Source organism: Mycobacterium appelbergii (assembly GCF_032883035.1).
GTDB lineage: Bacteria > Actinomycetota > Actinomycetes > Mycobacteriales > Mycobacteriaceae > Mycobacterium > Mycobacterium appelbergii.
The window spans coordinates 456,443-481,945 of sequence record NZ_JAMQTH010000001.1; the positions used below are offsets into that span (position 1 = coordinate 456,443).

26 protein-coding genes are annotated in these 25,503 nt (G+C 66.3%); 13 read left to right on the forward strand and 13 right to left on the reverse strand.

The features are described from left to right. Positions 1 to 10 precede the first annotated feature (10 nt). Positions 11 to 1,216, forward strand: coding sequence for a cytochrome P450 (locus tag M1247_RS02130; RefSeq protein ID WP_317154603.1), 1,206 nt, complete (start codon positions 11 to 13; stop codon positions 1,214 to 1,216). A gap of 90 nt (positions 1,217 to 1,306) precedes the next feature. On the opposite strand, the gene M1247_RS02135 is transcribed toward M1247_RS02130, so the two are convergent. Continuing rightward, positions 1,307 to 2,569, reverse strand: coding sequence for an amidohydrolase family protein (locus M1247_RS02135; protein WP_317154604.1), 1,263 nt, complete (start codon positions 2,567 to 2,569; stop codon positions 1,307 to 1,309). A 25-nt stretch (positions 2,570 to 2,594) separates the two neighbouring features. Between M1247_RS02135 and M1247_RS02140 the strand changes: the two genes are divergently transcribed. After that, complete coding sequence (locus tag M1247_RS02140; RefSeq protein WP_317154605.1) at positions 2,595 to 3,437, forward strand: AraC family transcriptional regulator; 843 nt, start codon at positions 2,595 to 2,597, stop codon at positions 3,435 to 3,437. On the opposite strand, the gene M1247_RS02145 is transcribed toward M1247_RS02140, so the two are convergent. Next, positions 3,421 to 4,035, reverse strand: coding sequence for an O-methyltransferase (locus M1247_RS02145; protein ID WP_317155006.1), 615 nt, complete (start codon positions 4,033 to 4,035; stop codon positions 3,421 to 3,423). The genes M1247_RS02140 and M1247_RS02145 overlap by 17 nt on opposite strands. A 74-nt stretch (positions 4,036 to 4,109) precedes the next feature. Between M1247_RS02145 and M1247_RS02150 the strand changes: the two genes are divergently transcribed. The 3 genes from M1247_RS02150 to M1247_RS02160 all read left to right on the forward strand — a co-directional run bounded on the left by M1247_RS02150 (position 4,110) and on the right by M1247_RS02160 (position 6,192). Next, a complete protein-coding gene (locus M1247_RS02150; protein ID WP_317154606.1) occupies positions 4,110 to 4,823 on the forward strand; it encodes a histidine phosphatase family protein in 714 nt (237 codons plus the stop codon). 110 nt (positions 4,824 to 4,933) lie between these two features. Continuing rightward, positions 4,934 to 5,200, forward strand: a complete 267-nt coding sequence (locus M1247_RS02155; protein WP_317154607.1) for a hypothetical protein — start codon at positions 4,934 to 4,936, stop codon at positions 5,198 to 5,200. Between the two features lie 89 nt (positions 5,201 to 5,289). Continuing rightward, positions 5,290 to 6,192, forward strand: a complete 903-nt coding sequence (locus M1247_RS02160; RefSeq protein WP_317154608.1) for a DMT family transporter — start codon at positions 5,290 to 5,292, stop codon at positions 6,190 to 6,192. Between the two features lie 13 nt (positions 6,193 to 6,205). Here the strand turns inward: M1247_RS02160 and M1247_RS02165 are convergent, their stop codons facing one another. From M1247_RS02165 to M1247_RS02175, 3 genes are all read right to left on the reverse strand, one after another. Then, positions 6,206 to 7,357 carry an MCE family protein gene (locus M1247_RS02165; RefSeq protein WP_317154609.1) on the reverse strand — a complete coding sequence of 384 codons (1,152 nt, stop codon included), beginning with the start codon at positions 7,355 to 7,357 and terminating at the stop codon, positions 6,206 to 6,208. A 252-nt stretch (positions 7,358 to 7,609) separates the two neighbouring features. Then, entirely contained in the window at positions 7,610 to 8,320 is a 711-nt protein-coding gene (locus M1247_RS02170; RefSeq protein WP_317154610.1) for an SDR family NAD(P)-dependent oxidoreductase, read from the reverse strand. A 32-nt stretch (positions 8,321 to 8,352) separates the two neighbouring features. Beyond that, a complete protein-coding gene (locus M1247_RS02175; protein ID WP_317154611.1) occupies positions 8,353 to 8,919 on the reverse strand; it encodes a TetR/AcrR family transcriptional regulator in 567 nt (188 codons plus the stop codon). Between the two features lie 103 nt (positions 8,920 to 9,022). Between M1247_RS02175 and M1247_RS02180 the strand changes: the two genes are divergently transcribed. Next, positions 9,023 to 9,583 carry a carboxymuconolactone decarboxylase family protein gene (locus tag M1247_RS02180; protein WP_317154612.1) on the forward strand — a complete coding sequence of 187 codons (561 nt, stop codon included), beginning with the start codon at positions 9,023 to 9,025 and terminating at the stop codon, positions 9,581 to 9,583. Between the two features lie 69 nt (positions 9,584 to 9,652). On the opposite strand, the gene M1247_RS02185 is transcribed toward M1247_RS02180, so the two are convergent. The 3 genes from M1247_RS02185 to M1247_RS02195 form a co-directional block, all read right to left on the reverse strand. Beyond that, complete coding sequence (locus tag M1247_RS02185; protein ID WP_317154613.1) at positions 9,653 to 11,845, reverse strand: elongation factor G-like protein EF-G2; 2,193 nt, start codon at positions 11,843 to 11,845, stop codon at positions 9,653 to 9,655. A gap of 90 nt (positions 11,846 to 11,935) precedes the next feature. Beyond that, positions 11,936 to 13,243, reverse strand: a complete 1,308-nt coding sequence (locus M1247_RS02190) for a lipase family protein (protein WP_317154614.1) — start codon at positions 13,241 to 13,243, stop codon at positions 11,936 to 11,938. Continuing rightward, positions 13,240 to 14,058, reverse strand: coding sequence for an SDR family oxidoreductase (locus tag M1247_RS02195; protein WP_317154615.1), 819 nt, complete (start codon positions 14,056 to 14,058; stop codon positions 13,240 to 13,242). Before M1247_RS02195 ends, M1247_RS02190 begins: the two co-directional genes overlap by 4 nt. 131 nt (positions 14,059 to 14,189) lie before the next feature. Between M1247_RS02195 and M1247_RS02200 the strand changes: the two genes are divergently transcribed. Then, positions 14,190 to 15,224: an AraC family transcriptional regulator gene (locus M1247_RS02200; protein WP_317154616.1), complete on the forward strand. Its 1,035-nt coding sequence runs from the start codon at positions 14,190 to 14,192 to the stop codon at positions 15,222 to 15,224. Here M1247_RS02200 and M1247_RS02205 read toward each other — a convergent pair. Together M1247_RS02205 and M1247_RS02210 are read right to left on the reverse strand one after the other, a co-directional pair. Then, positions 15,207 to 15,626, reverse strand: a complete 420-nt coding sequence (locus tag M1247_RS02205; RefSeq protein ID WP_317154617.1) for a TIGR03668 family PPOX class F420-dependent oxidoreductase — start codon at positions 15,624 to 15,626, stop codon at positions 15,207 to 15,209. The genes M1247_RS02200 and M1247_RS02205 overlap by 18 nt on opposite strands. A 25-nt stretch (positions 15,627 to 15,651) precedes the next feature. Beyond that, entirely contained in the window at positions 15,652 to 16,146 is a 495-nt protein-coding gene (locus M1247_RS02210) for a hypothetical protein (RefSeq protein WP_317154618.1), read from the reverse strand. A 230-nt stretch (positions 16,147 to 16,376) separates the two neighbouring features. On the opposite strand from M1247_RS02210, the gene M1247_RS02215 reads away from it, so the two are divergent. From M1247_RS02215 to M1247_RS02230, 4 genes are read left to right on the forward strand one after another with little or no spacing between them, the layout of a single operon-like run. Continuing rightward, positions 16,377 to 17,516 (forward strand): ABC transporter substrate-binding protein, encoded by a 1,140-nt coding sequence (locus tag M1247_RS02215; RefSeq protein ID WP_317154619.1) that lies wholly within the window; start codon positions 16,377 to 16,379, stop codon positions 17,514 to 17,516. A 16-nt stretch (positions 17,517 to 17,532) separates the two neighbouring features. Next, a complete protein-coding gene (locus M1247_RS02220; protein ID WP_410506793.1) occupies positions 17,533 to 18,381 on the forward strand; it encodes an ABC transporter permease in 849 nt (282 codons plus the stop codon). Next, positions 18,378 to 19,157, forward strand: coding sequence for an ABC transporter permease (locus M1247_RS02225; protein ID WP_317154621.1), 780 nt, complete (start codon positions 18,378 to 18,380; stop codon positions 19,155 to 19,157). Before M1247_RS02220 ends, M1247_RS02225 begins: the two co-directional genes overlap by 4 nt. 34 nt (positions 19,158 to 19,191) lie before the next feature. After that, a complete protein-coding gene (locus M1247_RS02230; protein ID WP_317154622.1) occupies positions 19,192 to 20,235 on the forward strand; it encodes an ABC transporter ATP-binding protein in 1,044 nt (347 codons plus the stop codon). Here the strand turns inward: M1247_RS02230 and M1247_RS02235 are convergent. From M1247_RS02235 to M1247_RS02245, 3 genes are read right to left on the reverse strand one after another with little or no spacing between them, the layout of a single operon-like run. Then, a complete protein-coding gene (locus M1247_RS02235) occupies positions 20,222 to 20,800 on the reverse strand; it encodes an orotate phosphoribosyltransferase (RefSeq protein ID WP_317154623.1) in 579 nt (192 codons plus the stop codon). The genes M1247_RS02230 and M1247_RS02235 overlap by 14 nt on opposite strands. A gap of 39 nt (positions 20,801 to 20,839) precedes the next feature. Further along, positions 20,840 to 21,664: a HugZ family pyridoxamine 5'-phosphate oxidase gene (locus M1247_RS02240; protein WP_317154624.1), complete on the reverse strand. Its 825-nt coding sequence runs from the start codon at positions 21,662 to 21,664 to the stop codon at positions 20,840 to 20,842. A gap of 27 nt (positions 21,665 to 21,691) precedes the next feature. After that, a complete protein-coding gene (locus tag M1247_RS02245) occupies positions 21,692 to 22,081 on the reverse strand; it encodes a hypothetical protein (RefSeq protein WP_317155007.1) in 390 nt (129 codons plus the stop codon). Between the two features lie 273 nt (positions 22,082 to 22,354). Here M1247_RS02245 and treS point away from each other — a divergent pair, with 273 nt between their 5' ends. Then, complete coding sequence (treS, locus tag M1247_RS02250; protein WP_317154625.1) at positions 22,355 to 24,127, forward strand: maltose alpha-D-glucosyltransferase; 1,773 nt, start codon at positions 22,355 to 22,357, stop codon at positions 24,125 to 24,127. Next, on the forward strand, positions 24,124 to 25,446 hold the full coding sequence (locus M1247_RS02255) for a maltokinase N-terminal cap-like domain-containing protein (RefSeq protein ID WP_317154626.1): 1,323 nt from the start codon (positions 24,124 to 24,126) through the stop codon (positions 25,444 to 25,446). Before treS ends, M1247_RS02255 begins: the two co-directional genes overlap by 4 nt. The last annotated feature ends 57 nt before the right edge of the window (positions 25,447 to 25,503 follow it).

Here is a 25,503-nt window from a genome sequence, read left to right on the forward strand (position 1 = left end):
TGAGGTCATCGTGACGACGTCGCAGCTGGTGTTCGATCCGTTCTCGGCGGACTTCTTCAACGGCCCGTACGAGACATATCGGCGCATGCGGGAGGAGGCGCCGGTCTACTACAGCGCCGAATACGATTTTTATGCGCTGACCAGACACGCCGACGTGGCCGCGGCGTTCCGGGACTTCGAGACATACTCCTCGGCGTACGGGGTGGACCTCGCGATGGTCCGGACCGGCCAGAAGGTCCCGGCGAAGATGATCATCTCCATGGATCCGCCTGACCATCGGCACATGCGCAGCCTGGTCAACAAGGTGTTCACTCCGCGGGCCATCACCGCGATGCAGGACATGGTCGATGAACAGATCGAGCGCTACCTGCATGCCGTCGACCCGGACGGCTTCGACGTGGTGTCCGACGTCTCGGCGTTCTTCCCCGTCGAGGTCATCACCCGGATGCTCGGTGTCCCTGCGGAATTCCGTCAGCAGGTGCGGCTGTGGATCGACGCGTCGCTGCACCGCGAGCCGGGACAGATCGAGATGTCCGAGGCCGGCATCGAGGCGATGGCGCAGACCTGGCTGATGTACTACGACCTGATCAAGGTGCGCCGCCGCGAGCCCGGGGACGACATGATCAGCCGACTGGTAACCGCCGAGATCGAGCGTGAGGGCGGCCAGGCGACAGGTTTGCGGAACTCCGAAATCGCCGGATTCGCCACGCTTCTCGGGGGCGCAGGCGCGGAGACCGTGACCAAGCTTGTCGGCAACGCGGCCGTGGTATTCGCCCGCCACCCTGAACAGTGGCAGCTGTTGCGCGAGGACCGCAGCAGGATTCCGGCCGCGATCGAGGAACTGCTCCGCTATGAGGCCCCGGCGCAGTACAACGTGCGCCGCTCACAGCGGGAGATCCAGCTGCACGGCATGACGATCCCGGAAGGGAAGCCGGTGTTCCTGGTGGGCGGTTCGGCGAATCGCGACCCCGAGGCGTGGACCGATCCTGACGTCTTCGACATCGACCGCAACCGCACCGAAGCCCAGAATCTCGGTTTCGGATACGGCATCCACAGCTGTCTCGGGGCGGCGTTGGCGCGTCTGGAATGCACGATCGCACTGGACAAATTGCTCGATTTCATGCCCCGCTACGAAGTGCGCTGGGACCGATGCGAACGCGTCAGCATGCAGAACGTCGCAGGCTGGTCCCACGTGCCGGTGCGGGTACTGCGCTGAAGGAGCCCCCGATTTCCCCGGCGAGAAGACACTCCGGTACCCGGAAGCCGTCGAAAATGGGTACCGGCGCGTCTGCTCGCCGGAAAAGGGTCACGCCTTCGCGAGCTGCTTCTGCTCGTAGATACGGGCCCACTCGGCGCGGGGCCGGATGGACACGTCGACGTCGGCACCCTTGGCGCGCAATGCTTTCACTGTCGCCTGCTCGCGTGGTGTGCGGGCGAACGGATCCCAGCCGAAGAACCGGCAGGAGTTCTCCCAGGTGATCTTGTTGATGTCGGAGTCGTCGGCGCCCGCGGCGTTCAGTTCGGCCAGCACCTGTTCGGGAGCGTCGGGCCAGAAGCAGTCCGAGTGCGGGTAGTCGCACTCCCAGGCGATGATGTCGATGCCGATCTCGTGGCGCAGCTTCAGTGAGGTCTTGTCGGTGACGTAGCAGGCCAGGGAGTGGTCGCGGAACACGTCGGACGGCAGCTTGTCGCCGAAGTCGCGGCGCAGCCACTTCTGGTTGGTGTAGTGCCGGTCGCTGCGGTCCAGGTAGAACGGGATCCAGCCGATGCCGCCCTCGGAGAACGCGAACTTCAGATCCGGGTAGTTGCGCATGGCCGGGCCCCACAACAGATCCTGGGCACACATCGCCGACACCTGCGTGGCGAGGATGATCAGATTGTCGATCGGGGCGTTGGGCGCCATGCTGATCGCGCCGAAGCCGGTGCCGATGTGCAGGCACATCACCACGTTCTCCTCGGAGAGCGTGCGGAAGACGGGACCCCAGTACTCGTCGTCGTGATAGCTCGGAAGTCCTTCCAGATGCGGCAGTTCCGGCATGGTGACCGCGCGGCAACCCTTGGCGGCGACGCGCCGGATCTCCTTGCACATCGCTTCCGGATTCCAGGTGGGCAGCACCGCGATGGGAATGAACCGGTCCGGGTAGGAGCCTGCCCACTCGTCGATGTGCCAGTCGTTGTAGGCCGACACCATCACCAGCGTCACTTCTTCGCGGTGCATGTTGAGGTGCCGCGCCGAGAAGCCCGTGAAGGTCGGGAAGCACATCGAGGCCAGGATGCCGTTGCGGTTCATGTCGCGGACGCGTTCGTGGACGTCGTAGACGCCGGGACGCATTTCGGCGAAGCCTGCAGGGTCACGGCCCCATTCCTCGGGGGGCCAGGAGACCACGGCATTCAGCCCACTCACGCCCTGGGGCCGACCCTGATACATCCACTGATCGACGCCTTTTTCGTCGGTCACCACGATCGGCGCCTCGGCCTTGTACTTCTCGGGCACGTGATTGAGGAACATGTCAGGTGGTTCGACGACGTGGTCGTCGATGCTCACGAGAATCAGGTCTTGGGTCTCCATAACCCCAGTAGTACCCTCGAACGACATGACCGTCTCTGCGGCTTCGGACAGAGATTTGTCCAAAGCGGCCAAGGCTCGACATATCGACCTTCGCCGCGGCGGGACGGCGCCGGCCGGGAGCTATCTGTACCAGGGTGAGGGGCTGATCACCGGCTGGCATTCGCATGACGTACACCAGATTGAGTACGCGCTGCACGGTGTGGTCGAGGTGGAAACCGCCGCCGCGCACTATCTGCTGCCACCGCAACAGGCGGCCTGGATTCCCGCCGGCCTCGAACACCAGGCGGTGATGAACCCCGACGTCAAGACGATTGCGGTGATGTTCGACCCCGGTCTCATCGGAGACGCCGGTGACCGCGCCCGCATCATCGCGGTGTCACCGTTGATCCGGGAGATGATGGTCTACGCCCTGCGCTGGTCGATCGAACGCCGTGCGGGCACCCCAGAGGATGACAGAGCCTCTGACGGATTCTTCCGGACCTTGGCGGATCTGGTGGTCGAGGCGCTCGATCACGAAGCGCCGTTGAGCCTGCCCACCTCAGAGCACCCCGTCGTGGCGGCCGCGTTGACCTACACAAAGGAACACCTCGACTCGGTCACCGTCGAAGACGTCAGCCGCACGGTGGCCGTGTCGGAACGGACGTTGCGCCGGCTGTTCTCCGAGACGATCGGAATGTCTTGGCGCACCTATCTTCTGCACGCGCGGATGCTGCGGGCGATGGCCCTGCTGGCCGGCCCGGAGCAGTCGGTGCAGGCCACCGCGACCGCCGTCGGATTCGAGAGCCTGAGCTCGTTCACCCGGTGCTTCGCCCAGTTCTGTGGCGAGACCCCGTCGGCATATCGCGCGCGGGCTAGGACCGGCAGCTGATTTCCATGCTGTCGCTGTCGCGGGCCAGGAAGTTCACACTCACATAGCCGTTGCCGCTGTCGCGCACGTAGTCCAGGTACGGCTGGGTATCGGCCATGGAAGTGTTGTCGGCGATCAGCAGAGCTCCCGGGACCAATTGTGGTTCAAGGAGTTTCACCACCGGAAGGTACAGTTCTTTCCAGCCGTCGAGCAGGACGAGGCCGATCGCGCCTTCGACGCTCTTGAGCGTCTCGCACGCATCGCCCTCCAACACGGTGATCACATCGTCCAAACCGGTGTCGACGAATGTCTGCTTGGCGGCGGCGATCTTGGCGGCGCTGAGTTCGGTGGTGAACACCCGGCCGGAGCCGTTGTCGCGCACCGCGGCGGCCAGGTGCAGTGCGGACAACCCGAAGGACATGCCGAACTCGACGACGATCTGCGGTTTGGTGGCACGCACCAGGGAGTACAGCAGCCGGCCCGCCTCCGGGGTGACCGGCATGTAGATGTCGCTGAGCGCATCGGCGCGTTCTTGCGCACTGGCGCCCGACAAGTCGGCGAACCGTTGTGGCGCATCTTGGCGCAACTTCTCGAATTGTTCGGCCGACGCGGCGTACATGCGAGCCAAGGTGCCCGCGACTCTGTCATTGTTGAGCGTAGTCACGCTAACGAAAGTACGCCGATGGGACAGCGATGAGTCAGGTACGACAGCCTGTGCGGATGTTGTCGCTGTGCGCGACGGTCATATTGGCCGTTGCGACACTGCTGGCGCCGGCGGCCTCGGCAGGCGGCTATCGGACCATAACCCTGACCTTCGTCCGGCACGCGCAATCCGCGGGCAACGCATCGGGTCTGATCGACAGCTCGACCCCGGGTCCGTCGATCACCGAACTGGGTCGCCGCCAGGCCGTCGCCAGCGCGCGGGAACTCGCCGGACATCACTACGACGGGATCTTCGCCTCGACGATGGTCCGGACCCAGCAGACGGCCCGACCCATGGCCGACGCGCTGCACGAGCCCGTCACGGTGTTGCCCGGGCTGCGCGAGATCGAGGCCGGAATCTATGAGGGCCGGCCCGAGGCGGACGCGGTGAACACCTATTTCGCCGCACCCGAGCAGTGGCTGCGCGGCGACCGTTCCGCCCGGATACCGGGGTCGGTCGACGGCAACGAGTTCGACGCCCGCTTCGACGATGCGGTCCAACGCATCTACGACACCGGTGACGACAATCCGATCGCCTACTCGCACGGTGGCGCGATCATGATGTGGGTGACGATGAACGTGAAGAATCCGGACCCGGCGCGGCTGCTCACCGAACCGCTCGACAACACCGGCCGGGTTGTCGTCACCGGCAACCCCACCGACGGATGGACCCTCGTCGACTGGGATGCCGCAGCCGCAGTGTGATGCGAACACCACCGCGCCCATCGGTGCGGCGCCGATCACGTCTGCCTCCTCACCTCGCGTACGCCGGGCTACTGTGAGCCATGGCATCGCAACGGATGGGAGCGGGGCAGATGAGATTTCGGCTGTTGCCGTACGTGACCGTCGAGGTCGACGAGCGGTTGCGCCGCCGTGCGCGCAACGCCGGCGAGCGGCTCCGGATCAACGTCAGGGCCTACCTGCGTAGCGCCGCCGACGACGTCGAAACCGCCAGCGGCCGGGTGCGGAATCTATGCGACACCGCGGTGAATCGGGTCGATTCGGCCGTGGCCACGGTGAACGACCGGATCGCACCGGACACTGCGCCCGAGGAACCCGAGCAGCGCCTCGAGGTCGTCTAACCCCGGTCAGCGCGGGAGCCTCCGGCGCTCTACGGTTGGGGGTGACTGGCGTTCATGGGCCGAATCGGCCCGGAAGGGGTTGACGAGGCTTGCTCGGCAACGGACTTGCGGTGCTGTTCGCTCTGTTGGCGGCGGTATTTGCGGCGATCGGCATCGTGGTCCGGCAACGCGCCACCATCGACGTCCCTGCCGAAAAAGGCGTCAGCACCGTCATGCTGCGCACCTTGCTGCGCCGCAAGATCTGGTGGCTGGGTACCGCGTCGGCAGTCGCGGGCTACGGATTTCAGGCGGTAGCGCTGGGCTTCGGATCGTTGCTGCTGGTGCAACCCGTCCTGGTGTCCGCGCTGCTGTTCGCACTGCCGCTCAGTGCGCGCCTGGCACATCGTCGGGTCAGCCGTACCGAATGGCTGTGGGCGTTGGTGCTGACCGCGGCGCTCACCGTGTTCGTCGTGCTCGCGCGGGCGAGCACCGGAAGCTATTCGGTCTCGTCCTCCACCACCGTGGTGGTCGCGGTGGTGTGCGCCGCGGCGGTCACGGTCTGCGTGCTGGCCGCCACCCGGAGCACCAACTGGCGTCGGGCGGTGCTGTTGGCCGTCGCGGTCGGCGTGATGTTCGGCGTCGTTGCGGTGCTCACCAAGATCGTGATGCACCTGGTCGCCGAGGGCAGCGTGCTGACGGCCCTGACCACTCCCGCCCTGTACCTGGTGGTGCTCCTCGGGGTGGTGGCCACCCTGTTACAGCAGTCGGCATTCCATGCGGGTTCGCTGCAGACGTCGGTGCCGACGATGCTGGTGCTGGAGCCGGTGGTCGCGGTGGCGCTCGGCTCGATAGTGCTCGGTGAGCACCCGGCCATCACGGGTATCGAACCGGTCGCCCTGTCCTTCGCGATCGGCGCGATGGCTGCCGCGACCATCGCACTGGGCCGTGACGAGGGCGCCTACGAGGAACAGCTCGAGGCGGAACTCGAAGCGAAGGCCGCCGACCGGGTCTAGTTGACCCCAGGCATCACGGATTGATGGTGAGCGCGCCGATCTGTCGGCCCCACACGTATTCGGTCATGAGCGGCTGGCCGAGTTCGAGGTGGTTGTAGGGCGCGATGGAGGCACCGGTGTCGAACACCTGATACGGCGCAGGCCACAGGTCGCGCGTGATCGGCTGCCAGCAGCCCGGCCGGCCCTCTGGTCCGCCCGTGGCGTTGACCCGCGGCAGGTTGTCGGGATAAACCCACGGATTGCCCGCACCGATCAGGAAGTCGTGCAACTGGAACGAGTAGCCATTGTTGGTCTGAGCGGCGAAGGCCGGTGCGGCGTTGTAGTAGTTGTGGATCATGCAGTACAGCGCCGGGCTGTTGCGATCGAACATCTCGGCCACCGGCAGCAGATCTTGCGCCCCGCGCACCAGGTACGGGCCGCCGCGTTCCAGGATGTCGCCGCCGGTGTTGCCGAAGCCCACCGCGGCCACCAATGCCTGATCCAGGTTGCCGCGTTGATCGTTGAGCGTACGGGCGGTGGTCACCGCATTGGTCAGGCCGTCCCACAGGTCGGGGGAGGCATCGGCGTAGATCTCGCTCAGATCGGCCAGGCCCGTGATGTCCCGCCGAATCTGTGGCATCCGCGGATTGAGGTCGGCCAGGATGTCGTTGCCGTTGACCAGCGACTGACCGAACTTGTCGCCCAACCCGTCGAGGGCCTGAGCGGTGGCAGTCAGCGTCTCGTTGAGTTTGATCGGGTCGATCTGTTCGGAGATTGCGGTGATGGTCTCGAACAGGGTGTTGAACTCCGTCGTCACCCCGCTGGTCTGAATCTTCGTCGAGGCCGACACCCGTTCCGCCGACGGATGTTCGGGGGCGAGAAATGACACGTACTTGTTGCCGAATACCGTGGTGGCGCGCAACTGGACGTCCGCGTTCGCCGGAATTAGCTCCAAATATTTCGGTTTGACATCCAACGTCAGCCTGGCTTCGGGATTATTTCCCACATTCACCACGTCGACCGCTGTCAGCCTGCCGATCGGCACGCCGTTGAACGTCACCTTCGAGCCCGGGTCCATCGACAATCCGGACCGGCCCGACATCACGGTCAACTGGGTCTTCTCTTCGAAGGCGCCGCGGAACTGCATCCACGTCAGGACCAGTACCACCACCGTTACGAGCACCATTGCCGCACAAGCGGACTTGTATGGCGGGTCGTACCGCCAATGTTTGAACCGCTGTTCCAGGCGGTCCCGCAACGCTGGTGAGGACGTGGCCACGCGCACCCCCCGAGTACTCGACGCAGCATTATTGACGCAGCCAAAAAGAAGCTCAGCAAACTGTCCCAAACAATACGAGACAAAAGCAACTATCAAACGTCGATTGCGGCGGACGTCAAACTATTGCCACTGCGAGATCCGGGTCACAGCGCGACGCAATCAGGTATTGCGGCCGCCATTGACGCCGATGATCTGCCCCGTGATGTAGCCGGCCTCTTCGGAGACCAGAAAGGAACAGGTGGCGGCGATGTCCTCGGGCTTGCCCATCCGCCGGACCGGGGTGGCGTCGATGGTGTGCTGGATGTCGCCGAGCTCACCACGGCTTTCGGCGGCCCGCAGCATCGGGGTGTCGATGAAGCCCGGCGGCACGGCGTTGACGGTGATGCCTGCAGGCCCGAATTCCAGTGCCAACGACTTGGTCAGCCCGTTGACCGCAGACTTGGCGGCCACATAGTCGCTCATGTAGGGCACACCGGAATGGGTGCTCGACGAGGAGATGTTGACGATCCGGCCCCATCCGGCGGCGATCATGTCGGGCAGTCCGGCCTGCACCACGTGAAAGACGCCGTTGAGGTTGACGTCGACGACGCGCTGCCAACGCTCGAACGTGATGTCGGTGAACGGCGTGAAATCGCTGAGGCCGGCTGCGTTGACCAGCACCGTGACGGGGCCGAGCTGTTCGCGGACCGCCTTGAATGCGGCGTCGACCTGCGCCCGGTCGGTGACGTCGGCCGCGTAGCCGAAATCGCCGGTGGCCGTGAGGTCGAGGATGGCCACCTGATGGCCGTCGGCCGCGAGCCGTGTGGCGACGGCCTTGCCGATTCCGGAGGCTCCTCCGGTGACCAGCGCGGTCCTGGGGGCGGTTGTCATCGTGTCCCTTTCGGTATTCGTCGAAGTTCTGGTCAGCGCCGGGACGCCCGTAACCCGAGCGTGCGGCGGGCCGCGTCGACCAGGTGGGTGTACAGCTCCTCATCGGATATGCCGTCGCCGGCGGCCCCGGCGCCGCCGGCGATCCCGGAGAACACCATCGCCGCCTTGACCATCCCGGCCGGGCCGGGGTCGATATCGGCCAGCAGGGCCAGTTGCCGGTTGATCACGCTGTCCCAGTCGGGGCGGCTGCGCAGTGCTTCGTTCACGCTCGGATCACTGGCCAGGACCGAGACGAGCGCGCGGTTGCGCACCGCGAGTTCGGCGTATCCACGCACCATGTGATCGGCCCGGCCGGACGCGCCGCGGCGGGTCTCCGCCTCCTCGACGGTGCGTTGCAGCTGTGCCAGGAGCGGTTCGACGACGGCGGTCAGCAGCTGTTCGCGGGTGCGGAAGTGGTAGTAGATGGCGGCCTTGGTGAAGCCAAGCTCATCCGCGATCATCTGCAGGGACGTCCCGGCGTAGCCGTGCCGGGTGAACAGTTCGACGGCGACCTCGACCAGACGCAGACGCGTGTCGACGACGCCGGCAACACTGTCCATCCGGGTCTCCCTCGTGTGCGTTGCCGACCAATCTACTTTACGATCGTAAAGTAGATTACTAGTCGATCGTAAAGGTGGTCGACGCGCAGAGAGGATATGGGAGATGCTCACGCCGCTACCGGCCGAAGACTGGGACGATCACGCGCGCGATGCATTGGCCGCCACCGTGCCACCGGAACGGCGCAACCCCGACGACGCGGGCAATGCGCTGGCGACCCTGGTCCGTCACCCCGTGCTGGCGGGCGCATTCCTGCCGTTCAACACCTACCTCCAGGCGTCGTCCACGCTGCCGGAGCGGATCAGGGAACTGGTGATCCTGCGTACCGCGCATCACCACGGCTGCGGTTACGAGTGGGGACACCACAGCGCCATGGGGCGCCGGTCGGGGTTGACCGAGGACGATGTCGATGCGGCCCGAACCGGTGTTGCCTCAGACGAATTCGACCAGACCGTGCTCAACGCGGTGGACGAACTGCATTCGGGCTCGCGGATCTCACCATCGACCTGGGCCCGCCTCGGCGCGTGCCTCGACGACAAGCAGCGGATGGACCTGATGTTCACCGTCGGTGGTTACGGCACGCTCGCCCTGGCGTTGAACACCTTCGATGTCGAGCTCGAAGAGGGTGCGGGCACCGACGAGTTCTACGCGACGAACCCCGCCTGAGATCAGCGAAATGGTGAAACCGCGCTGGGCGGATCGACCATTGCGTTGATCTCGCGAGTTAGGCGAAGGCTAGACCGCGCGGCGCATCCGCGCTGCCGCCGATTCCGGCATGGGTTCATAACGCGCGAACGACCGGGTGAACGAACCTGCCCCGTGCGACAGCGAGCGCAGGTCGATGGCGTAGCGCACCAACTCCGCCTCGGGGATCTCGGCTTTCACCATGGTGCGATCCTCACCGGCCTTGTCGGTGCCCACCACCCGGCCGCGACGGCTCGACAGGTCACCCATCACCGTGCCGACCAGATCGTCGGGAATCACCACGGTCACGTCGTCGACCGGCTCGAGCAGGCTGACCCTGGCCGCGGCGGCCGCTTCTCGCAGCGCCAGCCCACCGGCCATCTGGAACGCAAAATCCGAGGAGTCCACGCTGTGTGCCTTGCCGTCGACCAATGTGACCCGGATGTCGACGACGGGATAGGCCGCTTCGGCTCCCAGGCCCTTCTCCATCTGGGCGCGCACGCCCTTTTCGACGCTGCCGATGAACTGCCGTGGCACCGAGCCGCCCACCACCTTGTCGACGAACTCGAAACCCGATCCTTCCGGTAACGGCTCCACCTCGATGTCGCAGACCGCGTACTGGCCGTGACCGCCGGACTGCTTGACATGACGGCCGTGGCCTTTTGCCCTGCCGACGAATGTCTCCCGCAGCGGAACCCGCAACTCGACGGTGTCCACCGACACCCCGTAGCGCCGGGACAGCGCGTCGAGTACGACGGCCGCGTGCGCCTCACCCATGCACCACAACACGATCTGGTGGGTCTCGGGGTTCTGCTCGATGCGCAACGTCGGATCTTCGGCGGCCAGCCGACCCAGACCGACCGAGAGCTTGTCCTCGTCGGTCTTGGCGTGCGGTTGCACGGCCACGGGCAGCAATGGATCGGGCATCGTCCATGGCCGCAGCACCAGCGGGTCGGCCTTGTCGCTGAGGGTGTCACCGGTCTCGGCGCGGCTGAGCCGGCCGATTGCGCAGATGTCGCCTGCGACGACGGACGGCGCCGGGCGCTGCTGCTTGCCCAGCGGGAACGAGAGGGTGCCGATGCGTTCGTCCTCGTCGTGGTCGGCGTGGCCGCCGGTGAGGCTGGAGTCGGCGTGGCCGCCGGTCAGGCTGGAGTCGGCGTGGCCGCCGGTCTCGGCGAAGGCAGAAAAATGGCCCGACACGTGCACGGTGGCGTCGGGCCTGATGGTGCCGGAGAAAACCCGGACCAGGCTCACCCTGCCGACATAGGGATCCGACGTCGTCTTCACCACCTCGGCCAGCAGGGGTCCGTCGGGATCGCACGTCAACGGTTTGCGGGGCGCGCCCTGTGGGGTGAACACCTCGGGCAGCCGGTGCTCGGGCGGTGACGGGAACCCGCGCGTGGCGCCGTCGAGCAGTTCGAGGGTGCCGACGCCGGTTCCGCTGCACACCGGAAGCACCGGGAAGAAGGAGCCCCGGGCCACGGCCTTCTCCAGATCCTCGACGAGGACATCCTGGTCGATCTCCTCGCCGCCGAGGTAGCGCTCCATCAGGCTCTCGTCCTCGGACTCCTCGATGATCCCCTCGATCAGGGTGCCGCGGAGTTCGGCGATCTCGTCGGCGTAGGAGTCCGCGGGGGTGTGCGTGGTGTGCTTACCGTCGGCGTATTCGTAGTGCGTCTGGGTCAGCAGCCCGATGACGCCCTCCCCGGCAGGAAAGTACAGCGGCAGCACCTTCTCACCGAACGCCTGCTGCGCCGCGGCCAGCGTGTTGGCGTAGTTGGCCCTGGCATGGTCGAGCTTGGTGATCACCACGGCGCGCGGCATGCCCACCTGGCTGCATTCCAGCCACAGCGCCTTGGTCGGTTCGTCGATGCTCTCGTTCGCGGCGATGACGAACAGGGCGCAGTCGGCGGCCCGGAGCCCGGCGCGCAGCTCACCCACGAAATCGGCGTACCCCGGTGTGTCGATCAGATTTACCTTGATTCCGTTGTGCTGCAACGGGGCCAGCGCCAACCCGACCGAGCGTTGCTGGGAGATTTCGGCTTCGTCGAAATCGCATACCGTTGACCCGTCGACCACCGAGCCCGTCCGGGGCAGCACACCGGCGGCCAGCAGCAGTGCCTCGACGAGGGTGGTCTTTCCGGCGCCCGACGGGCCCACCAGAGCCACGTTACGAATCGCCGCCGGATTGTCCGCGGTCGGGGCGGTGCTGTTGCCTGCCGATGAATTCGTCTTGTCCGCCATGGCATTACCTCCTGCCCATCCACCATTCCTGGATGTGACCTACAGCACAAGGTCGTAGGTCAATTGTGGGCATCTGGGGCGGCCTGGTCGTCAGGCTGCGGGCAGACCATCACGCTCGGCGGCGGGCGCCTGCTGCGGATCGCGCGCCCGCAACGGCAGGCCCAGGAAGACTCGCCCCGCCACCTGCGCCATCCTGAGCAGCCCGCCGATTCCCTGTCGCGAACACGCGAGCGAGAGCACCGTCGTGATGCCCGGCTGCCCGAGCGGCCGCCCGGCGATCCGGTCGGTGAGCCAATCCAGCGCCGCGGGAGCCGACAGTGGCATCAAGGTGAGGTGCTCACTGAGCCGGTCGCGCAGGTATTCGACATGAGCGCCGGCGTCGAGATAGCGCTGCACCTGCCCGTCGACGGCGCGCACATCGATGAACTGGTCGTGCACGGGTTGCAGCACCATCACCGGGCACGCCGGCCGGTGCAGGCCCAGCCGCAGGTCATCGATGAGAAGGACGATCTCGGGTGTGGCCAGCAGGTCGGCCAGCGGCTGATCGGTGTAGTTGTCGAGATCGTCGTTCCGGAAATGCCGGATCGCCGCGACGGTGCCGAGCTTCTCGATCGCGTCCAGCCGGTGCAGCCCCTCAGGGTTGACGTGCGTGCGCAGCAGCCGGTTCAGATCGGGGTAGAGGTGCCGGAGCGCGGCGATGACCATGGTGGGTAAACCGGCCAGCCAGGTGCCGTTGAGTTTGAGCAGCGTCTGGCCCGGATCGCCGACCGGCGCCCCGAGCACTGCGCCGACGATTGCGATCTCGGGCGCGTACTCGGGCGCCATCTCGATCACCCAGGAACTGGCCATGCCGCCACCGGAGTAGCCCCACACCGCGACGGGTACTTCCGGGGCCAGGCCGAGCGGCTCGAACGACATTGCCGCGCGGATGCCGTCGAGCACCCGATATCCCGGTTCGCGTGGGGCGCCGAAGAACCCGCCGCGGCCTTCGTGATCGGCGATCGACACCGCCCAGCCGCGGTCCAACGCGTTGGCGATGACGAGGAACTCGAACTGGGGCACACAGCCCCGTGAGCGTGCGCCGTGGCGCAGGGCATAGGACGGGAAGCCGGCGTCGGCAACCGCGTCGATTGCGCACTGGTAGGCCAGTAGTGGGCGGTGCTGCCCCGGGTCCGCTCCCGAGGGCAACAGCACCGTGGTGACCGCGACCTGGGGTTGCCGATTCAGATCACAGCTGCGGTAGAGCAGCTGCCATGCCGAAACTGCTTGGCGGACAATGCCGAACAGCGCCAGCTCGACCTGCCGGGCGCGCAGAATGGCGCCGGCAGGCTGCGATTCGAATCCCGGTGGCGGCTCGTAGAACGGATCCTCGCCGGGCAGCACGGGCCGGGGCGTCATCGCAGGGAACCGTCTTCGTATTTCCGTCGGGATTCCTTGTCGGTGCTCGTGATCTGGTTGGGCACCAACCGGGCGAGCACAACATCGCGTGCCGCCTGGGGAAGGAGTTCGATGAGGGGGGCGGCGAAGCGAATGAAACGCGGGACGGTGACCTCGAATCGCGGGTGCTCGATCACCCCGACCACTGCCCGCGCCACCTCGTCGGGCCGCAGCAGCCGGGCCGCTCCGGTTGCGGTGCCGCGAGCGAGTTCGGTGTCGACCACCCCCGGCATGATGACCGACAACTGCACTCCGCTGCCGCGAAGTTCGGCGCGTACGGCACGCAGGTAGCCGAGTACCCCGTGCTTGGTGGCGGCGTAGGTGGCTTCACCGGGCGGCGCCACCTTCGAGGCTGCCGAGGCGATTGTGACGATGTGCCCGGTGCCGCGGGCCCGCATCGCGGGGACGGCGGCTTTCACCCCGCGGATGACGCCGTGCAGGTTGACCTCGAGCTGGCGCCGGGTGGCGTCCTCGGGTTCCTCGTCGAAGCTGCCGACCCACATCACGCCCGCGTTGTTGACCAGGACGTCGATCGGCCCCCAGTGCGCTTGCACGGCAGCGAGAAAGGTGCGGAACGATTCGGTGTCGGCCACGTCGAGGTCGAATCCGGCCGCCTCGCCGGTGATGGCCACCGCGGCCCGGCGGGCACCGGCACCGTCGCGGTCCCCTATCGCGACCCGCGCGCCTGCCGCGGCCAACTGTTCGGCGATCGCGCGGCCGATCCCGGCCGCCCCGCCGGTCACCGCGATGACGCGGCCTGTGATGGCCCGGCTCACCTGGCCGGCGGGTTCGTGTTGGGCATCGTCGCTCCTAGGTGTCGTTCACACGGAATCTACGTGCGGAAATGCTGGACCGGGAGTTGATGAATGGCCCTGAATATAGGATTTCCGGACACGATGGAGTCCTGATGCCCGACCTTGAACTGCCCCGCCCGCCCGCGAGCGCGCTGCTGCTGACCAACCTGGGGTTGGAGCACGGGATCCCCGCGGACGTCGTCCTGCAGGGCACCGGGCTGCTACCCGAGGCGTTGAGCGAACCACAGACAGCCGTGTCCGGGCGCGAGGAGATGCGCATCGTCCGGAATCTGATCGCCGCGGTGGATGACCCGGCCGGTCTTGGAATCGAAGCCGGCCTTAGGTATCACCTGACCACGCACGGCATCTGGGGGTTCGCGCTGTCGAGTTGTCCGACCGTCGGCGCGGCGATCGAGGTCGGGCTGCGCTACGTGGACCTGACATTCGCGTTCACCACGATGTCGCTGGTCGCCGCGGGCGAACACGTTCGACTGATGATCGATCCCTCGCAGCTACCTGCCGACGTACGTCAGTTCTTCGTCGAACGTGAGGCGGCCTCGATCATCAATCTGGGGCGCCAGGTCACGTCCAACCAGGTGCCACTCGGCCGTGTCCACTTCGCCCACCCGGCACCACGGTCACTCGAGGTATACCGAACATTCGAGCCATTGCCGGTGTTCGATGCGGACGCCAACTTCATCGAGTTGCACCGCGACCGGCTCGAACTGCCCATCCCGCAGGCAGACCCGTACGCGGCCGCGGTCACCCAGGAGCAGTGCCGGCAGCTGCTGGCCCGACACCGCGCTCGATCCGGCTACGCGGGAAAGGTCCGCGACCGGCTCACCGTCCGCCCCGGCCGGATGCCCGACATCGAGACGCTCGCGTCCGAACTGCACATCAGTTCGCGCACGTTGCGACGCCACCTCACCCGGGAGGGGACCTCCTACCGCGCGCTCGTCGACGAAGTGCGTGAGCAACTCGCCGAAGAACTCCTGGCTCTCGGCGCACTCAGCGTCGCCGAAATCGGCAGGCGGCTTGGTTATGCGGACACCCCGAGCTTCACCGCGGCCTTCAAGAGATGGAAAGGCGGTATCGCGCCGCGCGGGTATGTCAGAAGTGGTCAGCTCCGCTCAGGCCTGCCAGGATGACCAGCGCGCCACCTCGATGGTGACCACCGGCCCGTCGAGCGCAACCCGTTCGTACTGAGCGTATTTCGCGCGCAGCAGGGCATAGCCCGTGGCCATTTCCTCACCGCTGTAGTGCGTGGCGGCCTGCCCGTCCGCCCGGACCCACCACAACTGCGCCCAGTCATCGGTGTAGTGGTCGACGAGCAGGCTCACCCTGGGGTCGCCCTCGATATTGGCCAGCCGGCGCAACCTGTGGGTGGACTTCCGTTTGGCATCCACCGCGGTGTAGATGGTGTGGTGCTCGGCGCCGCGGTGCACGGCGAAGACGACCGGCACCAGGTGCGGGCCACCGTCAGGGCCAAGGGTCGCCAGCACTGCCGTGGGCGCATTCGCGAACATCGTCACAGCGTCGAACTCGGCCATCACATGAGACTAACGATGCCGATGCTCAGTTGCGCGGATGCCGCGGCTGGGGTGCGACGCTGATCGGCGAGCGGGTGACCGGCGTGCGGGTCACCCCGATCTCGGGCTTCTTGGTCGGGCGCTGCTGGGTGGGCCGATACACGGGCGCGCGCGGCGCGTCCTCGGTCGGTGGTGGCGGCGGGGGCGGTGGTGCGGGCGCCAGGCCGACCCGCAGTGACGGCGATGGCGTCGGAGTGGTCATGGAGGTGGACGGGGCCACCGAGGTGGGGTGGCTTTCGGTGGCCGGCCCGTTGTCCCACAGCAGCAGCAGCACCGCCGAAACCACTATTGCCGACGCGGCCACGGCAGCCGCGATCAGCGCCGCGATCGCGCCCCTGGTGCGGTACCACGGCACCGGTGCGGGCTTGAAATTCCAGGTGTTGAGGTCGAACGCATCGAAACCGTCGGGTTCCGCATCAGCACCTGCAGCGGGGTCCTCCCACAGGTAGTCGAAGGCGCCCGCGGTTTCACGTTCCGCCACCTCTTGATGCTATCGCTACGACCTGGGGATATGTGCGGCCAACCCGGAATCGGCCGGTGTGGGCGGTCAACCGGCCACATCCAGGGCCGGGCCGGGATAGGGTGCGTCTCGGCCCTTGTGCTCCCTCGATGTGCCCTTTGTGAATCCGTTCACCCAGGCGACCAGCTGACGACCAGCTTCTGTAACCGCTGCGCCACTGCGACGCTTTGTGACCACCGGAAGGTTTGGCAATGAACAAATCACGGTTCTTCCCGACTGCGGCAGCGGTCCTCGCGTCCACGTTGATCGTCGGTGGACTGGCAGCCTGCGCACCGCCGCAGAAGGACGCCGGTGGCGGGGAGACCGATTCCGGCGTCAAGGTCGCCGAAGCGCAGTCGGCTGCCGATTTCGGCGGCATGGACAAGCTGATCGAGGCGGCGAAATCCGAAGGCGAGCTCAACGTGATTGCGCTGCCGCCGGATTGGGCAAACTACGGCGCGCTCATCAAGGCGTTCTCGGACAAGTACGGGATCAAGGTCAATTCGGCACAGCCCGACGCCTCCAGCCAGGACGAGATCAACGCCGCCAACCAGCAGAAGGGGAAGAGCAGCGCGCCCGACGTCTTCGACCTCGGACAATCTGTGGCGCTGGCGAACACCGCGATGTTCGCCCCGTACAAGGTGGCCACGTTCGAGGACATCCCGGCAGCGTTCAGCGACCCGAACGGCGCCTGGGTCAACGACTATGGCGGCTACATGTCGATCGGCTTCGATTCGTCCAAGGTGCCTCCCGTCACCAGCGTCGATGATCTGCTCAAACCCGAGTACCACGGCAAGGTCGCGCTCAACGGCGATCCCACCCAGGCCGGTGCCGGGTTCTCCGGGGTGCTGATGGTGGCCCTGTCGCAGGGCGGCTCCGCCGACGACATCGCCCCGGCGGTCGAGTTCTTCCGCAAGCTCACCGAGGCGGGGAACTTCCTTCCGGTCGATCCCACACCGGCGACGATCCAGTCCGGACAGACCCCGGTGGTCATCGACTGGAATTACCTGAATGCGACCGAGACCAAGAAGCTGCCCGCCTGGCAGGTGATCGTGCCGCATGACGGTGCCGTGGCCGGGTACTACTACCAGGCCGTCAACAAGGATGCTCCGCATCCGGCCGCCGCCCGGCTGTGGCAGGAATTCCTGTTCAGTGACGAAGGGCAGAACCTGTACGCCGCAGGCGGTGTGCGACCTGTGCGGGCGGACAACATGATTGCGTCGGGCACTCTCGACAAGATCATCGCCGCGCAGCTGCCCACCATCGACGGTCCGGTCACCGTCCCGACCCCGGCCCAGACCGACGCGGCCACCAAGTATCTGGCGGACAACTGGGCCAAGGCGATCGGCTGAATCACCGATGCCGGGTGTGCTCGTTCGAAGAATTCGTGAAGGGCTGCCGCTGCTGCCGTTTCTGACCGTGGTCACGGTGTTCCTGATCGTGCCGACGGTGACGGTGATCGTGATGGCCTTCGTCGCCGACGGGTCGTTCTCATTGGACCGGATCGCGGCGCTGTTCTCACCGACCGCGATGTCGGCGCTGGGTAAGAGCGTGCTGCTCTCTGCCAGTACCGCGGCGATCGGCGCGGTGTGCGGTGCCGCGCTGGCGTGGCTCATCGTCAACAGCCCGCCTACCTCGATGCTGCGCCGCTCGGTGCTCGCACTGTGTAGTGTGCTGGCCCAGTTCGGCGGTGTGGCACTGGCATTCGCGTTCCTGGCCACCGTCGGCCTCAACGGCGTGCTGACCCTGTGGGTACAGCAGCTCCTCGGATGGAACCTGGCCGGATCCGGCTGGCTGTACAGCCTGACCGGACTGATCCTGGTATACAGCTACTTTCAGATCCCGCTGATGGTCATCGTGTTCATCCCGGCACTGGAGGGGCTGCGCGCGCAGTGGCGTGAGGCCGCCTTCAGCCTGGGCGCCTCGAGCTGGCAGTACTGGCGTGAGGTCGTGGTGCCGCTGCTGACACCGGCCTTCCTGGGATCGGCACTGTTGTTGTTCGCCAACGCCTTTGCCGCCTACGCCACCGCCGCGGCACTGGTCAGCCAGGGCAGCCCGATCGTGCCGCTGCTCATCCGCGCCGCGCTGACGAGCGAGGTGGTGCTTGGGCAGTCCGGGTTCGCCTACGCGCTGGCACTGCAGATGATCGTCGTGGTCGCCGTGGTGATGGTCGCCTACAACATCCTGGTGCGGCGGACCGCGAGGTGGCTCACATGAGGCGCCCTCGGATGGCAACGTCGGCCCGGGCCGCACTCTGGGTGATCTTCGGCCTGTTCTTCCTGTTTCCGCTCTACGCGATGGCGGACTTCTCCACCCGGAATCTGCTCGCAGACGGCCGCACCCTGGCGGCGTGGCGCAACCTGGTGACCGACGACGCGCTGTATCAGGCGATCGTGATCTCACTGCTGCTCGCGGTGTTCACCGTGGTCGCAATGCTCGTGCTCTTGGTTCCCACGATGATCTGGGTGCGGTTGCGGGCGCCGTGGGCCAAGGGCATCGTGGCGTTTCTGTGCCTACTGCCACTGACCATTCCCGCACTGGTCATCGTGGTGGGCCTGCGCAACGTATACCTGTGGGTCACCTACTTTTTCGGCGAGTCCGCGCTGACGTTGACGTTCGTCTACGTCGTGTTGGTGCTGCCGTTCGCCTACCGGTCCATCGATGCGGCGCTGTCGGCCATCGACCTACAGACGCTGTCGGAGGCGGCCCGCTCGCTGGGAGCGGGTTGGGCCACCACGATCACCAGGGTGGTGGTGCCCAACATCTGGTCCGGAATCCTCTCCGCGGCCTTCATCTCCATCGCGGTGGTGCTCGGCGAGTACACCATCGCCTCACTCAGCGGGTACGAGACGCTGCAGGTGCAGATCGTGTTGATCGGTAAGAGTGACGGCCCGACCTCGGTGGCCGCCTCGCTCGCGACGCTGGTGTTCGGATTCGTACTGTTGCTGATCCTGGCGGTCGTGACCCGCGGCCGCGCACGTGAGGAGCAATGAGGCTGATGATGCCATGGAGAGTAGGAGCCCAGCCATGAGCGTGAGGGTCGAACTTTGTGACCTCACCCGCACGTACGGCAACGTCAAGGCACTGGACGGGCTGCGCCTGCAGATCGAACCGGGGGAGCTGGTGGCGCTGCTCGGACCGTCGGGTTGTGGCAAGACCACCGCGATGCGGATCCTGGCCGGGCTGGACGAGGCGACGTCGGGCACGGTGCTGGTCGACGGCCGTGACGTGAGCTCGATGCCGGCGAACAAGCGCGATATGGGCATGGTGTTTCAGGCCTACAGCCTGTTCCCGCACCTGACCGTGCTGGACAACATCGCCTTCGGGTTGAAGATGCGAGGAAAAGCGAAGCGACAGAGGCTGTCCCGGGCTGCAGAGATGCTGGACCTGGTCGGGCTGGCCGCACACAGCAACAAGTACGCCGGCGAGCTTTCGGGCGGTCAGCAGCAGCGCGTGGCACTGGCCAGGGCGCTGGCGATCCAGCCGCGGGTACTGCTGTTGGATGAGCCGCTGTCGGCGTTGGACGCCAAGGTGCGCAGCCAGTTGCGTGACGAAATTCGGCGCGTGCAACTGGAGGTCGGCACCACGACGTTGTTCGTGACACACGATCAGGAGGAGGCGCTCGCGGTTGCCGATCGCGTCGGCGTCATGAGTCAGGGCAAACTCGAGCAGCTCGCGGCGCCCGCGGAGTTGTACGCGAATCCGTCGACTCCGTTCGTCGCCGAGTTCGTCGGGCTGCACAACAACATCCCGGCGCAGGTGTCCCACGGTCACGCACAACTGCTGGGCACCGAGGTCCCGACTTTGCCCGGCTCGGTCGGTTCCGGCGCAGGCACGGCGATGGTGCGACCCGAATCGGTCACGCTGCGCCCGGACCCAGCCGGTACCGCGACGGTGGCGTCCTCGGCGTTCCTCGGACCCATCTCACGGGTGTACGTGACGCTGCCGGACGGGTCGGTGATTCACGCGCAGCTCTCCAGTGCCGCGGCCAGGAAATTCACGGCGGGCGACGCGGTCAGAGTCGGGCTGGAGCCCGCGCCGGTGCTGGTGGTCGCGGCTAAACGTCCTTGACCGGCTCGATGCCCAGATCGCGATAGGTGACCAGGGCCGCGAACGGCACTCCGCGCCGGGCGAATCGCCCTGCCGCCGCATCACCGCGGTCGACCATCGGAATGACCCCGGTGACGACCGCGCCCACGGCGGTGACGCGTTCGAAGGCGATCTCGGTGGACCCGCCGGTGCTGATCACGTCGTCCACCAGGAGCACGCGCGTGCCGGATTCGAGCCGCGTGCCTTCGATCCACTGTTCCCGGCCCCGCGACTTCTGTTCCTTGCGGACCGAGAACCACGCCTTCCCGGTCACCATCGCGACACCGTGGGCCAGCGGATCGGCGCCCATGGTCAGACCGCCCACCGCGTCGAACTCGATGCCGCGCGCGGCAGCCAGGTCGGCGACCGCCCGGCTGACGATCGTCATGCGCTCCCCGGTGTCGATCGCATACTTGCCGTCGATGTAGTCATGGCTGAGTTGGCCACTGACCAGACGGAACGGCTCCTCGCGATGCTCGTAGCCGCGGGTGCGGATGAGCTCGAAGGCGGCTTGCCAGGTTTCCGGGTGCGCGGTCTCAGCGGGCATACCCGCGATCGTATTGCACCAGGTGATCGGTCCGGACGCTCAGTCCCGGCGGGATCGCTGCGCCAACTCGACTGCGGCCGCCCGCAACTCGGAGACCGCACCGATCGGCTTGGCGTAGCCCACCCTGGTGTAGGCCACCCCGCGCTCGGTGGTCACCCGCAGATCGAGGCCGTAACGGTCCACACCGGTGCACAGTGCGGCGGTGGCGTCGGGATAGCCGCCGAGGGTGCGGGCCATCGCGGCGAGTGACTCGGCATGGTCGGAGTTGAGGTGCTCGATCGCGCCCGCGGCGTGGCCGGTGACCGGATCGGGTTCGGCGGCGGCGTAATCGGTGCCGGTGGCGGAATCCATCCGCCCGTAGCCGCCGACCCAACGGACACGCTGTACGTGCAGGACCCACACCGAGAAATCGCTGAAGTCGATGTAGTACTTGGCGGCCGCGACGGCCGCCAAGTGTGCGTCGGCGGCAGCGGCCAATTCGTCGCCCGTCGGCCGCGCTGCGACACCGGCGAGAGTGACGCGGCCGCTGGCGAGTGGGTCCCCTTCGGTTCCCGGCGCCACGATCGCGATGCTGGCCCGCGGATCACCCGCAAGGTTGCGGCCGTGCTCGGCCATGTCGGACACGCACAACACGGGCTGGCCGCCCAGCAGCCCGTAGGTGACGAACGACGCCCAGGGATCGCCGTCGCCGGTCAGTGTCGCCAGCGTGCCGGTGTTGGTGGAGGCGGCGATGGTGCGGGCCTCTTCGGCCGCTGACGGTCGGACGGCGCCCGCCACCGGGGTCAGTGGGGGAGGTGTCGACGGGGCGTCCCCGGGGTCTCCATGGTCTCGGGAGCGACGAGTTCCACTTGAGTCTCGGGCCACGCCCGAACCCTATGCCACCGGAGCGCCTCAACCACCCAGTGCGGCGATGAGGTCCTTGATCTGCCCGGTCTCGGCCTCGGTCGCCTGCTCCTCGGCTTCGACGGCTTCGATCAGGTCCTGGCGGACACCGATGCCGTTGGCGGCCTCGGCGGCCGAGAGCTTGGCTCGTCCGCGCGCAACGTAGAGCCGCTGGCCCAGCGTTGCGCCGGGACCTTCGGCCGCGGTCGTCATGAGCTCGTCGTAGCGGGTTCGCACGCCGCTGAGCGCGACGATCACCGACGGCGTGACGCGGCTGCGACCGGCCGCCTCGCCCAGCGAGGCCTGCAGCTTGCGCAGGCCGCTGAGCACCACCGCGGCCCGATCGGCGAACTCCGGGTCGCCGACACCGGGCAGCGCGTCGATGGCGGCCGTGTACATATGCATCGCCGCATCGGACAGACCAACGATTACTGGTGCTTCACCGTCATTAGGTGCCGACTCGCCCACAGGTCATCCCTCAGTCGAATGTGCGTTTATCGCCGGTTCAGCCCCGGCGGCAAGATCAAATCGGGGAAAACCTAACCCGTTGTCGGCTCTTATTCAACCGTTAGTTTTTCCGCAAACCCGGCGGGCACGGTGAATCGCGTTGCTGCCGGATGGTTTCGGCCAGCGGGTGTCCGATGCCGGGGAAGTGGGTACGTTGAAGACCGTATGGATGACGACGGAGGATCCCAGGGCAGCCATGTCGAGGACGGCGTGGTGGAACACCCCACCGCCGACGACTTCAGCCACGCGAGGATTTTGCCGACCGACCGTGACTGGTTCAAACGGGCGGTCTTCTACGAGGTGCTGGTGCGGGCGTTCTATGACACCAACGCCGACGGCGTGGGCGATCTGCGTGGGCTGACCGAACAGCTCGACTACGTGAAATGGCTGGGTGTCGACTGCCTGTGGTTGCCGCCGTTCTATGACTCCCCGCTTCGTGACGGTGGCTACGACATCCGTGACTTCTACAAGGTGCTACCGGAATTCGGGACGGTGGAGGACTTCGTCGAGTTGCTCGACGCGGCGCACCGCAGGGGGATACGTGTCATCACCGATCTGGTGATGAACCACACCTCCGACTCCCACGAGTGGTTCCAGGAATCGCGCCGGAACCCTGACGGGCCGTACGGCGATTTCTACGTGTGGAGTGATACCAGCGACAGGTACGCCGACGCGCGGATCATCTTCGTCGACACCGAGGAGTCCAACTGGACGTTCGACCCGGTGCGCCGCCAGTTCTACTGGCACCGCTTCTTCTCCCATCAGCCGGACCTCAACTACGACAATCCCGCCGTGCAGGAAGCGATGATCGACGCGCTGCGGTTCTGGCTGGACCTGGGCATCGACGGTTTCCGGCTCGACGCGGTGCCGTACCTGTTCGAACGGGAAGGCACCAACTGCGAGAACCTGCCCGAGACCCACGCCTTTCTCAAGCACTGCCGCAAGGTGATCGACGACGAGTATCCGGGCCGGGTGCTGCTGGCAGAGGCCAACCAGTGGCCTGCCGACGTCGTCGAGTATTTCGGGGATCCCGCCACCGGCGGCGACGAGTGCCACATGGCATTCCATTTCCCGCTGATGCCACGGATCTTCATGGCGGTGCGGCGCGAGTCGCGGTTCCCGATCTCGGAGATCCTGGCGAATACGCCACCGATCCCCGATATGGCGCAGTGGGGCATCTTCCTGCGCAACCACGACGAGCTGACGCTGGAAATGGTCACCGACGAAGAGCGTGACTACATGTACGCCGAATACGCCAAAGATCCGCGGATGAAGGCCAACGTCGGCATCCGCCGGAGGCTGGCCCCACTCCTGGAGAACGATCGCAACCAGATCGAACTGTTCATTGCGCTGCTGTTGTCGCTGCCCGGTTCGCCGGTCCTGTACTACGGCGACGAGATCGGCATGGGCGACATCATCTGGCTCGGTGACCGCGACAGCGTGCGCACCCCGATGCAGTGGACGCCGGACCGCAACGCCGGATTCTCCAAGGCGAACCCCGGACGGCTGTACCTGCCGCCGAACCAGGACGCGATCTACGGCTATCAGTCGGTGAACGTCGAAGCGCAGCGGGACAGCTCGAACTCCCTGCTGAATTGGACCCGCACCATGCTGGCGGTGCGCCGCCGCCATGATGCGTTCGCCATGGGCACTTTCCGGGAGCTCGGCGGGTCGAACCCGTCGGTCCTGGCCTATGTGCGGGAGGTCGTCGGTGACGACGTGAATGACGCGGTGGTGTGCGTCAACAACTTGTCGCGATTCCCGCAGCCCATCGAACTGAACTTGCAGCAGTGGAACGGGTACACCCCCGTCGAGATGTCCGGGTACGTCGAGTTTCCCAGTATCGGTCAGCTCCCGTACCTACTCACGCTGCCGGGCCACGGGTTCTATTGGTTCGAGCTCCGCGAGCCGCAGCCAGAACCAGGAGTGCAGCAATGAACCTCCCTTTTGACGAGTGGTTACCCCAGCAGCGGTGGTATGCCGGCCGTGGCCGTGAAATAGCCTCGGCTGCACCGGGGATGGTGGTGTCGGTCGGTACCGGTCTGGACCTGGTGCTGCTCGACGTGTCGTATACGGACGGAACTGCCGAGCGCTATCAGGTGATCGTCAAATGGGGCAGTTGTCCCATCGACGAGTACAGCTCGGTGGCCACCATCGGCTCCGACGACGACCGAATCGCCTACGACGCACTGTATGACCCGGAGGCTGCGCACCATCTGCTTGCGCTGATCGATGATTCCGCGACGGTCGGTGGGGTGAGTTTCACCAAGGAACCCGAGGCCGTGCTGCCGCTGAGCGCCGCGCCACGGATTTCGAGCGCCGAGCAGAGCAACACCAGTGTGGTGTTCGGCGAAGAAGCCGTACTGAAGATGTTCCGGCGTGTCACCGCGGGCATCCATCCGGACATCGAGATCAACAGGGTGCTGGCCAGGGCGGGCAACCCGCATGTTGCGCGGTTGCTCGGGGCGATCGAAACATCGTGGAACGGTGAACCGTTCGCGTTGGGCATGGTGACAGAGTTCGCGGACAACTCGGCCGAGGGTTGGGACATGGCCACGGCGAGCACCCGGGATCTGTTCGCCGAAGGTGATTTGTACGCCGACGAGGTCGGCGGAGATTTCGCGGCGGAGTCCTACCGGCTGGGCGAGGCGGTTGCCTCGGTGCACCTGTGCCTGGCCGCCGAACTGGGCGTGGAAGACACCGCGTTTCCGGTCGAGGTGATGCGCGCCCGGCTGGCGGCGGCAGTGGAGGCGGTGCCCGACCTGGGCAGCTACGTTGCGGTGATCGAAGAGCGCTACCACAAGCTCGCCGACGAGCGGATCGCTGTGCAGCGCGTGCACGGCGATCTGCACCTCGGCCAGGTGTTGCGGACCCCGGAGCGGTGGCTGCTGATCGATTTCGAGGGCGAGCCCGGGCAACCGTTGCAGCAGCGGCGCCGGCCTGATTCGCCGGCTCGTGATGTCGCAGGGATGCTGCGGTCTTTCGAATACGCCGCCCATCATCGGTTGGTGGAACAGGCCGACGATGAGGACCGCGCCCGGCAACTGGCGGCGCGCGCCAGGGAGTGGGTGGACCGCAACAGCGCGTCTTTCTGCGACGGGTACGCCGCGTCGTCGGGGCTTGACCCGCGGGAGCGGGCCGAGTTGTTGACCGCCTACGAGCTGGACAAGGCGGTCTACGAGGCCGCATACGAGGCCCGGCACCGGCCGAGTTGGCTGCCCATTCCGTTGGGTTCGATCGCCCGACTCCTCGGCTGAATGGGTGCTGCGCGGGCCCGGCTTTACATAGTGATCCTAAACAGTTAGTGTTCATTA